The 9893-nt window shown below is 57.6% G+C and carries 10 protein-coding genes; all 10 read left to right on the top strand.

Going from position 1 to position 9893, the window contains the following annotated elements; genetic code table 11:
• Positions 1-110: 110 nt before the first annotated feature.
• Entirely contained in the window at positions 111-1247 is a 1137-nt protein-coding gene (locus VEZ52_RS12040; protein ID WP_324837028.1) for a KamA family radical SAM protein, read from the top strand.
• Between the two features lie 9 nt (positions 1248-1256).
• Positions 1257-1973 carry a thioesterase II family protein gene (locus tag VEZ52_RS12035; protein WP_324837027.1) on the top strand — a complete coding sequence of 239 codons (717 nt, stop codon included), beginning with the start codon at positions 1257-1259 and terminating at the stop codon, positions 1971-1973.
• 33 nt (positions 1974-2006) lie between these two features.
• Entirely contained in the window at positions 2007-2720 is a 714-nt protein-coding gene (locus VEZ52_RS12030; protein WP_324837026.1) for a 4'-phosphopantetheinyl transferase family protein, read from the top strand.
• A gap of 279 nt (positions 2721-2999) precedes the next feature.
• Entirely contained in the window at positions 3000-4133 is a 1134-nt protein-coding gene (locus VEZ52_RS12025) for an ABC transporter substrate binding protein (RefSeq protein WP_324837025.1), read from the top strand.
• A 40-nt stretch (positions 4134-4173) separates the two neighbouring features.
• Complete coding sequence (locus VEZ52_RS12020) at positions 4174-4797, top strand: YcjF family protein (protein WP_324837024.1); 624 nt, start codon at positions 4174-4176, stop codon at positions 4795-4797.
• A 283-nt stretch (positions 4798-5080) separates the two neighbouring features.
• Complete coding sequence (locus tag VEZ52_RS12015) at positions 5081-6763, top strand: ATP-binding cassette domain-containing protein (protein ID WP_324837023.1); 1683 nt, start codon at positions 5081-5083, stop codon at positions 6761-6763.
• Entirely contained in the window at positions 6760-7251 is a 492-nt protein-coding gene (locus VEZ52_RS12010) for a hypothetical protein (protein WP_324837022.1), read from the top strand. Before VEZ52_RS12015 ends, VEZ52_RS12010 begins: the two co-directional genes overlap by 4 nt.
• Positions 7248-8558 (top strand): prohibitin family protein, encoded by a 1311-nt coding sequence (locus tag VEZ52_RS12005; RefSeq protein ID WP_324837021.1) that lies wholly within the window; start codon positions 7248-7250, stop codon positions 8556-8558. Before VEZ52_RS12010 ends, VEZ52_RS12005 begins: the two co-directional genes overlap by 4 nt.
• Before the next feature lie 12 nt (positions 8559-8570).
• Positions 8571-8738, top strand: a complete 168-nt coding sequence (locus tag VEZ52_RS12000; protein ID WP_324837020.1) for a hypothetical protein — start codon at positions 8571-8573, stop codon at positions 8736-8738.
• A gap of 54 nt (positions 8739-8792) precedes the next feature.
• Positions 8793-9893 (top strand): ABC transporter substrate binding protein (locus VEZ52_RS11995; protein ID WP_324837019.1); only part of this gene is annotated, 1101 nt, incomplete at its 3' end.

Genomic DNA, 9893 nt, shown 5'->3' with positions numbered 1-9893 from the left:
AAACCGGATATTGAATGTATTTCCTCAACAATAACGCTGTATCCGGGTGTTCAGGCACGTCCAAAACGCCTGAGCAACAGAAAACCCATCCGCAAACCGAGGCCGGAATAATGGACGCTGAACCTTGCTGGAAATGCCTTGACTGGAAAAAGGAACTTGCCAACAATGTCGTCACCATCGACCAGTTGAAGCAATACGCCACCTTCAGTCCACAAGAGGAAGCAGCGCTTCGCGAAGTCGCCAATGTGCACCCGGTCAACATTCCCCGCTATTATCTGAGCCTTATAGATAAAAACGATCCCGGCGATCCCATACGCCGCATGTGCTTTCCTGATGCGGAAGAACTGGTGGTTGCCGGATCCATGGGCGCGACCACTGCCGACCCCTACGGCGACGACAAACACGACAAGGGCAATGGCGTACTGCATAAATACGACTGCACTGCACTGCTGGTCACAACAGAATGCTGCGCCATGCACTGCCGCCACTGCTTTCGCCGCCGTATTGTGGGGCACTCCAGCCAGCAGACCTTGCGCAACTTTGCCGGGGCGCTGCAATACATTGCCGACCATCCCAAGATCAACAACGTCATTCTTTCCGGCGGCGACCCCCTGACGCTCGCAACTCCAGTGCTGCAAAAAATGCTGGAGGGGCTGGCCGGGATCGACCATGTGGATTTTGTGCGCATCGGCACGCGCATTCCGGTCACCTATCCGCTGCGCATCTTTGACGACGCACTCATGGACGCCCTGCGCGCCTTTGCCGAACGCAAGGCTCTGTACATTGCCACGCACTACAACCATACGCGTGAAATCACGCTTACCTCGACCGAGGCCATCAAAAGATTGCGCCTGTGCGGGGCCACCATCAATAATCAGGCGGTGCTGCTGCGCGGCGTCAACGACAGTGCGGCAGACATTGTCGAACTGATGAACCGCCTGCTTTCCATTGGGGTGAACCCGTACTATCTGTACCAGTGCATGCCGGTTTCGCGGGTGCGGCACCATTTTCAACTGCCGCTCAAGCAGGGCATTGCCATTGTGGATGAGGCCAAGGCGCAACTCAGCGGCTATGGCAAACGCTTCAAGTACATAATCGGTCACGACATCGGCAAACTGGAAATCTGCGGCATCAGCGAAGGCAATATTGTTCTCAAGCAGATGCATGCCCGTATCGGACATGAAGAACAGGCCTCACGCATCATCATTCAAAAACTTGATGACGATGCCGGATGGGTTGAACTGTAGGCGCAACACATGCAACACACGGCTACAACACTTTTTTGCATTCCCCACGCTGGGGGCAATACCGCCTTTTATGCAAGGTTCAACGAATTTTTTCCGGCATGGATCACCATAAGACCTCTGGAACTGCCAGGCAAAGGGCGCCGCTGTCGGGAGCGGCTGCTTACCAACATGGAAAGCATGGGGCGTGACCTGCTGGAGCAGATCCGCTCCACCGCCCACACTGGCCCTTATGCCCTGTTTGGCCACAGCATGGGCGGGCTGCTGGCCTTTCTTTGCGCGCGCCTCGCCTGTGATGCGGCGTTGCCCTTGCCCAGGGCCCTGTTCATTTCGTCCGCCACCACGCCAGGCCGGATGCGCACCGGAATTTCATGCCCTGTCGATCAGCTCCCCCAGGGTGCACTGTGGGACTACGTGGCCCGCATGGGCGGCATTCCGCCCGAGATTGCGCAGTCGCAGGATTTCAGAAACTACCTTGAACCTGTGCTCCGCGCTGATTTTATGGCCATAGAAGGCTGGCAGCCCGCCCCCTACAGCCCACTGCCCTTGCCTATCCACACAACCATTGGCAGCCATGATCTCGTTACCGAGGCTGACGCCCTGCACTGGCGAACCCTGACAGATGCGCAATGCACGGTACGCACCTTCAGCGGCGGCCATTTTTACGTTCAGGATCACTGGCAGGATCTGGCAGACCACATGACGCACGCCCTGCAACCAGCGGATTAGACGGTGCTGGCGCAACATTTTCACGACTGGCGCGTGCCTAACGCACCGGAAAAGTCCATCCTGTGCGTTGGCCTGGAGCTAGAAAATATTGCTGAATGGCCCAGCCAGTGCGCAGCCCACACCACCCCGCAGGAACAGCAGGAGGCCGGGCGCTATGCGCACATGGAAGATTCGGCGCGGCATCTGGCAGGCAGGGCGCTGGCGCGGCGTCTGCTGCGCGCCGCCTATGGGCAGGACAGTGCCGTAGTGTTTGCCCGCTCCCCATACGGCAAGCCCTTTTGCCCTGGAGTATCCGCTGATTTTTCCATCAGCCATTCTGGCTGCATGGTATGGGTGGCCTTTTGCCGATGCGCACGCGTGGGCATTGATGTGGAAAGAATGCGCCCCCTGCCCGATGCGGCGGAGCTGACCAGCCAGCTGCACCCCCAGGAGCAAAAAGACCTGCTATCCCTGCCCCCGGCGGAGCTACAAAGGGCCTTTTACCGCTGCTGGACGCGCAAGGAGGCCGTGATCAAGGCCGTGGGCATGGGCCTGAGCATGCCCTTGCAAAGCTTCAGCGTACACACCGGGCCGCAAGAGAGCGGCTGGATAGCATCCTTCACTGCAAACGCTGTCCAAGGCACAGCTGCAATGCTTGAAGATGGCGGGCTGTGGACAAGCCGAGACATCAGAACAACAGACGGTTACCAGTGCAGCATGGCGGCTCAAAGCCCCTGCCTTGACGTTGTTGTCCGCCTTGCCTGTTGACTCCTGCAAACCGCCAAAAAACATGCAGAAATGCCGATGAGCGCACCAAATTCATGTGGACGATACCGCTTTTCCTCTGGTATGTTGAAACCTGCGCGTATGGCTTTGCGCCCATGTAAAAATCCGTGTGGCCCAACACCGCCAATAGCGCAGATTGCCATTAAAATGCTTGTCTGCTCCGCACGGATTTTGGAAAAAATCCACTCCAGTTTTTGGGTAGAACCGCCAATCGGCGGACACACTGTGTCACCAAGAACGCATCATAGGGTATTTTGTTCCATGAGCAGTCGCCTCGGATCGTTCTTCGCCACGCTTGTCGCAGCACTTTGCTGCGCAGTATGCCTGTGCGCAAACGTGCAGGCGGCACCCCCGCGCGCGCCAGTGGAACAGATGGCAGCGCCAGCCCCGGCCCCCTCCCAGCCCAAAGCCTCGCGTCCCAAGGTTGCGGCCTATTTTGAAGCCGGACCGTACTGGGAATTTACCCTGCTGCAAAAAGAAATCATCAAGGCCCTGCGGCAACGCGGAGTTGTCGACCGCGTCATCCTGCCGGACGAACTGTACATCAGCCCTGGCTGGGATGCCTCTGAGAGCGTTTACCGCGCAGAGGCCCGCAAACTGATGCAAAATCCGGATATCGACGTCATCATCAGCATGGGGACAGAAGCCACCAAGGCCCTGCTTGCCGAAAACAACGGCAGAACCCCCATCATGAGCGTTGACGTTGCCGACCCGGCCGGCGCTGGTATTGTGGATCGCGCCACCGGCAAGGGCGCCGCCAACCTGACCATCCGCTACACCAAGGACAAATGGTTCAAGGTCTTTGCCCTGTTTCATGAAGCGCTGCCCTTTCTTCGCCTTGGCATCATGTATCACGACAGCCCCGAGGGCCTTTCGTACTCCAACGTGCGGGAAGCGCGCGAAGTTGCGCGCGAGCGCGGCTTTACCCTTGTGGAGTACCCCTTTCTGGACAAGGCGGAGAGCATCGAGTCGTGCACCAGGGGCGTGGACAGGCTGATGGCCGCTGGCGTGGATGCCTTTTACATTTCGGCCCTCAACTGCTTTGACTGGACGCAGGCCAACCCGCAGGCCATCTTTGACACGCTCAATGCCCACCACATCAAGACCTTTGCGCGCGATGGCAGCGTACACGTGCGCAGGGGCGCGCTGATGGGGCTTTCGACCCTTGATTATGTTCCTCTTGGCAAATTTTATGCTGACCATATTGCCGCCCAGCTTGGGCTGCTGCCGCCCAATACCCAGCTTGAAACAGCGGCCTATACGCCCAAGATTGCGCTGAATCTGGTGACTGCCCAGAAGATGGGCATGGATCTGCCGCTGATTCTGCTCATTTCGGCAGATGAACTCTTTGACGTCACACTGGCGGGCGTTGATAAAACGGTCGTTGCCCAATAGAATTCCCGTAACCCTGAAACCGGTCACAACGAGGTTGCACATGACAAAAGATACGTTGGAAAACAAGGTCGACGGCGTTGAAGATCAGATGGCCTGCCAATCCGAGGCCGCTGCTGAAACGGAAAAGTGCGAACGCGCCTGCCCTTCTGAAGAAGTGGTGGACGCCATCATCCGCAAGCGCGTGTACGGCGCTATCGGCATTGGTTTTGTGCCGGTGCCCCTTGTAGATTTTCTGGGCCTCTCCGCCCTCCAGATCGAGCTTATTCACGCGCTGGCCAAGGCTCACGGCGTTGAATTCAAAAAAGAACGCGTCAAATCCATTATTTCTTCGCTGTGCGGCGGCCTGCTGACCACGGCAAGCGTGCCCCTGGCCGCCTCGCTGCTGAAAAGCATTCCGGTCATTGGCTTCACCGCAGGCGCTGCCACCATCAGCATCATGGGCGGCGCCAGCACCTATGCCCTTGGCTGGGTTTTTGACCGCCACTTCAGAAAGGGCGGCAACCTGATTGATTTCAATGCCGAAGAAGCTAAAACCTACTTCAAGGAAAAAGTTGAAGAAGGCAAAACCTTCGTCGGCAAGATCAAGAACAAGATGAAAAAAGAAACCAAGGACGAAGCCGCAGCTGAAGCCCCCGCCAAAGAAGCGGGTACAGACGCGGCCTAATATCGGCGATCTCTGACGGTTTCGGGAATCGGAGCCTTTCGTAAGGGCCAGGCAACTGGCTCTTACGGAAGTGTTGGCTATTACGCCCGCCGCTTCCAGCAGCGCGTATGCCGTAACAGGCTGCCAGAGCACGCATACCAGGCCTTTGCAAAGGCCGTTGCTGCCGTTGCGGCAGCGTTGACTATTGGTTTGCCAAAGCCCCTGCACTGCAAAGGGGCGCATACAAGACCGCCGGGCATGCTGTAATGCGCGGCGCACCTGAACACCGGGGCCACAGAACCACATGCTGCAACTGAAAGAATCGCTTTTTCTGAAACTTCTGTGGGAACAGGCCGGCGAGGAAGGCAAAAAAATTGCCGCCGCGTGCCTCGGTTCAGGCATCATGCAGGGGCTTGCCGTTTTTTCGGTGCTTCAGGGCTTGCAGCAGCTTTCTGAAGACGGGCTGGAATTCAGTACCTTTCTTGCTTTTCTGGTGAGCCTCGCCTCCTTTTATTTTCTCTTCCGCTACATAACGGGGCGATCGGCGCAGATTGCCCTGCGCGGCATCATGGAATGGCGCATGCGCATTGCCGCCAAGCTGCGCGGCGTTTCCCTGCTGGAATATGAAAAGCTGGACAAAAACCGTATCCAATCCGCTCTGCTTGACGGACGCGAAATGGTGGTTGAAGCGGCCCGCATGCTGGTGGCGGCCTCTGCCAACACGGTGATGGTGGCCCTCTCTTTTGCCAAAATGGCAACGGTGTCCATTCCCGGTACACTGGGAGTTTTTCTTTTTCTTGCCATGGGGTTCTGGATTTTTCTGCACCTTATCAACAAGGTGCATGCGCACATGGGGCCAGCCATGCAGGCCGACCAGCGCTTTTGCGCAGGCCTGCGCGACCTTTATGCCGGTCTGCAGCAGCTCAAGATGCACAAGCCCAAAACTACGGCGCTGTTTGGCGAGCAGATCATCCCTGATCTTTCTGTGGCGTCAGAAGCCCGCGATGCCACCGAGCACAGGCACGCCCTTGGCATATCATTTTTTGCCATGTTCAATCTGCTGATTCTGGGGCTGATACTTTTTATCATGCCCAAGGTTCTGAACCTCGAAACGTCGGAGACTTCCTCGCTGCTGGTGCTGTGCATGTTCAGCCTCAGCCCGCTCATCAGCCTGATTACCTCGGTGCCCATGATGGCAAAGGTAGAAATGAGCCTGCAGGAACTTGCAGCTGTGGAATCGCAGATAGACGCCGTGACGGAACCCTTTGAAAGCGCGGGCGTCAAGGCGCGCTGGCAGCAGGCCGACCCGACTGTGCCGTCTTTTGACTCCATCGCCCTGCGTGATGTGCGTTTTGACTACCATGACCGCAACGGCATGCGGCTTTTCGGCATCGCGGTGGACAGCTTTGAACTGCGCAAGGGCGAACTGGTGTTTATTCGCGGCGGCAACGGGTCGGGCAAGTCCACCTTCATGAAGGTGCTGGCCGGGCTGTATGCGCCCGAGAGCGGAGAAATGTTCCTGAACAACGTCATGCTTTCCGACGTCAACATGGAATCCTACCGCAACCTCTTCACCATTGTGCCTACAGACTATCACCTGTTTTCGCGGCCCCTCGGCCTGAACATCACTCCGGCCCAGCTCACTGATGTGCTGCGCACCCTGCACATGGAAACCAAGGTGAGCCTGCTTGAAGACGGCACGTTCTCCACGCTTGATCTCTCTGCCGGGCAGCGTAAACGTCTTGCCCTGGCCTGCGCGCTGCTTGAAAAGCGCCACATCTACCTGTTTGACGAAGTGGCCGCGGATTTCGACCCTGTTTTCCGCCGCTACTTTTATGAGGAACTGCTGCCCGACATCATCCGCCAGGGCGGCACAATCCTGGCCATATCGCATGACGACCGCTACTTCCACGTGGCCGACAGGGTGCTGACCATGCGTGAAGGCGGCTTTGTGGAAGAGCCCTTTGGCGAAGGGGCGCAGGCATGAGCAGCCATTTTCTGCGGCTTGCCCTCCTTCTGACGGCCCTGCTGTGCCTGTATACAGAGCGTGCGGTCGAGGCCAAGGATCTTACAGGCAATTCCAATATTCAGCTTGTACGCCAACTGTACAACAATGTGCGCGACACCATGCCCTCTGAAGTGAATGCTGTGGAAAACACGCAAACCATTCAGAACAGGCTGAAATGCTACGAAGAAAACCACGATTACGGGCAGCGCATCCAGATTTGCAATAACAAATATGTCAAGAGCCTCGTGCGCCACGCCCGCAAGGGAATCCATTCACGCCCCAATCTTGGCGAATTTGTGCTCAATGTTGATATGTGCCCCATTCTTTACAATATCTGCATGGGTCAGACGGAAGACGACAAAGAACGCTGCATTCTGTTTGAAAGGCAGTGCATAGACTATACGCTTGATATGTTCTGGCGCGGCTCCGCGCAATATACACAGCAAACCTACCGGTTGGACCAATGAAAAGCGTCTGTGCAAATATACGGGAAGTGTTGCGCCGCAATCGCCTGCGGATCATCGTCGCGGGTGTTATCGCAACGCTGCTCCTCCTGTTTCTCTGGCCGAGCATCGTCATTTCCATCAAGCCCGGCGAGCTGGGCGTTCTGTACGCGCGCTTTCGCGGCGGCACACAGTTGCAGCACACCTACGAGGAAGGCATACATTTTATCCAGCCGTGGAACATCATGTACATCTATGATGTGCGCGTGCAGGAAGAAACCCAGAACATCGATGTGCTGACCGTGGACGGCCTGACCATCAATGTGCAGATTTCGCTGCGTTTTCAGATCATCCGCGACCGCCTGCCCAACCTGCATCAGGAAATCGGCCCGAACTACCGCGACAAGGTCGTCATCCCCATCATGAATTCCGCCGTGCGGCAAACCATCGGCAGCTACCGCCCAGACGACCTCTACTCCACAGCGCGGCAGGAACTGCAAGACCAGATGCTGGTAGACGCTGTGGAAGAAATGGGGCGTATCCCCATTCTTATTCAGGGCTTTGTGGTCAAAAGCATCACCCTGCCCGAAGTGCTGCGCGAGGCCATTGAACGCAAGCTCATAGCGGAGCAGGATTACCTGCGCTACAAGTACATTCTGCTTGAAGCCCAGCAGGAAGCCCGCCGCAAGACCATTGAAGGCGAAGGCATCAAGGCCTACCAGACGCTTGTCAACGAAAACATGACGCAGAACTTTTTGCGCTACGAAGGCATTCAGGCCACCAAGGAGCTTGCGGGTTCGTCCAACGCCAAGGTGGTTGTGATCGGCGGCAAGGATGGTCTGCCTGTTATTCTCAATGCTGATTCGCCCACTGGCGCAGGCGCGCCAGATACTGCAAACGCTGGCAAAGCCGCCAATCAGGGGGCTGGCCCCAAGGCTTCCGTGCAGGGCGCCCAGCAGTCGCCTGCCAAGCCGGATATGTCGGGAACAGATTCGGTCAGCCCCGACCAGAAGCGGCCCGAAGATATGCGCCCAGGCCAAATTCAGCCAGGGCAGATGCGGCCCGAACCCGGCAAAACGCCCCCGTTCCGGCCCAATTCGCACTCTGGCCTGCGCCCTCAAATCCAGCACGAGTCCCAATCCGGGGCGCAGTATGCGCCGAAGTACGGGTCGCGTAACGACTCAGCAAGGCAGAATCCTGCCACGTCTGCCGAGGCCCAAGCGCCCGCCGGGGCTGGCTGGATCGCCCCTGGAGAAAATGTATCGGATTACATCCAGAGGTTGAATAAAACACTGCTGCAACCGCACCGTGGCGGCGCTGTCAGACAATAAAGGAGGCCCGCTGTGCTATTGTTCGCTCTCATACTGGGCATGAGCCTGCTGATCGGGCTTTTGGGCATCAATTCCCGGCTGGGATTCTGGGGCAACTTTTTTGCCAGTGTTCTGCTGACCCCCCTGGTGGGGCTGCTGCTTGTCATCGCCTCAAGCCCCAAAAAGCCCACGCGCTGCTAGGCTGCATACGGATACTATTTTGATGAACGCTCTCTTTCACGCGGCGCAGTAAGCATGCTCTTTCCAATTACTGCCCATGGCCCTTGCCTTTTGCTGCGCCCGCAGCAAAACCAGGGGCAACGCCCCCATGCAGCCGCACTTTTGCCACACCTGCGCACGCTGATTCTGGTCGTGCTCTGTCTGGGCGGGCTGTTTCTCGCCTTCTGCCCTCCCGCCTGCGCCAATCCGCCTGTAAAACGCATCGGCTATCTTGAGGCCGGGCCGTTCTGGCTGTTTGACAATACCTGGAGCGCCTTTCGCGAAGGTATGGGCAAGTATGACGACATCCGTTGCGAATACCCTGCCGATGCGCGCTTCAGCCCCGGCTGGGAACCAGCGCAGATGCGCCGCCTGCCTGAAATGGCAAAACAGCTTTTGCAACGCAAGGATCTTGACCTTGTGGTGGGCATGGGCACGGCGGCGGTCAAGGCCTTGCTGGCGGTCAACGATGGCCGACTGCCCATTCTGGGCATGGGCATGGCTGACCCTGTGGCTGCCGGGGTTGTCAAAAGCGCGCAGGATTCAGGCGTGGACAACTTTACCTGCCGGGTGGAAGTTGACCGCTGGTCTTCCATGTTCCGCGTTTTTTACGATGTGGTGCGCTTTCACAAAATGGGCATCATGTTCCAGAACAGTCAGGAAGGCCGCGTGTACGCAGCACTTGGCGATGCTCAGGCCATTGCCACGGAGCTGGGATTTTCCCTTGTGCTCTACGATGGCCTCTCCTCTGCAGAAAGTACTGAGGAATGCCGCAAGGGGCTGGACGAGCTGCGCAAACAGGGCATGGACGCCTTCTTTATCGGCCCGCTGAACTGCTTTGATATCGGCGGCGAAGGCATGGCCCCGCTGCTGCAAAAACTGAATCAGTGGAAGATCCCCACCTTTGCGCGTGATGGCTCGGAGTATGTCAAAGCCGGAGCGCTCATGGGCTTTTCCACCTGGAATTTCGGCCCCAGCGGCATTGCGCTGGCCGGACAGGCCCACGCCATACTGGGCGGCACGCAGCCGCGCACCCTGCCCATGCTTGACCAGTCCGAGCCTTCCATCGCCCTGAACCTTGCCACCGCCAAGGCCATCGGCTTTGATTTTCCCTTTGACGTGCTGGTAACGGCGGAC

Origin of the sequence: Desulfovibrio sp., assembly GCF_035644575.1 — a bacterium.
Taxonomy (GTDB): domain Bacteria; phylum Desulfobacterota; class Desulfovibrionia; order Desulfovibrionales; family Desulfovibrionaceae; genus Desulfovibrio.
Note: the sequence above shows the minus strand (reverse complement) of the source record. Positions and strands in the feature narration are given on the sequence as shown.

Excerpts from the sequence above, each read along its gene's own strand:
- VEZ52_RS12040 (WP_324837028.1), top strand. The coding sequence starts at position 111 with ATGGACGCTGAACCTTGCTGGAAATGCCTTGACTGGAAAAAGGAACTT.
- VEZ52_RS12035 (WP_324837027.1), top strand. The coding sequence starts at position 1,257 with ATGCAACACACGGCTACAACACTTTTTTGCATTCCCCACGCTGGGGGC.
- VEZ52_RS12025 (WP_324837025.1), top strand. The coding sequence starts at position 3,000 with ATGAGCAGTCGCCTCGGATCGTTCTTCGCCACGCTTGTCGCAGCACTT.
- VEZ52_RS12020 (WP_324837024.1), top strand. The coding sequence starts at position 4,174 with ATGACAAAAGATACGTTGGAAAACAAGGTCGACGGCGTTGAAGATCAG.
- VEZ52_RS12015 (WP_324837023.1), top strand. The coding sequence starts at position 5,081 with ATGCTGCAACTGAAAGAATCGCTTTTTCTGAAACTTCTGTGGGAACAG.
- VEZ52_RS12010 (WP_324837022.1), top strand. The coding sequence starts at position 6,760 with ATGAGCAGCCATTTTCTGCGGCTTGCCCTCCTTCTGACGGCCCTGCTG.
- VEZ52_RS12005 (WP_324837021.1), top strand. The coding sequence starts at position 7,248 with ATGAAAAGCGTCTGTGCAAATATACGGGAAGTGTTGCGCCGCAATCGC.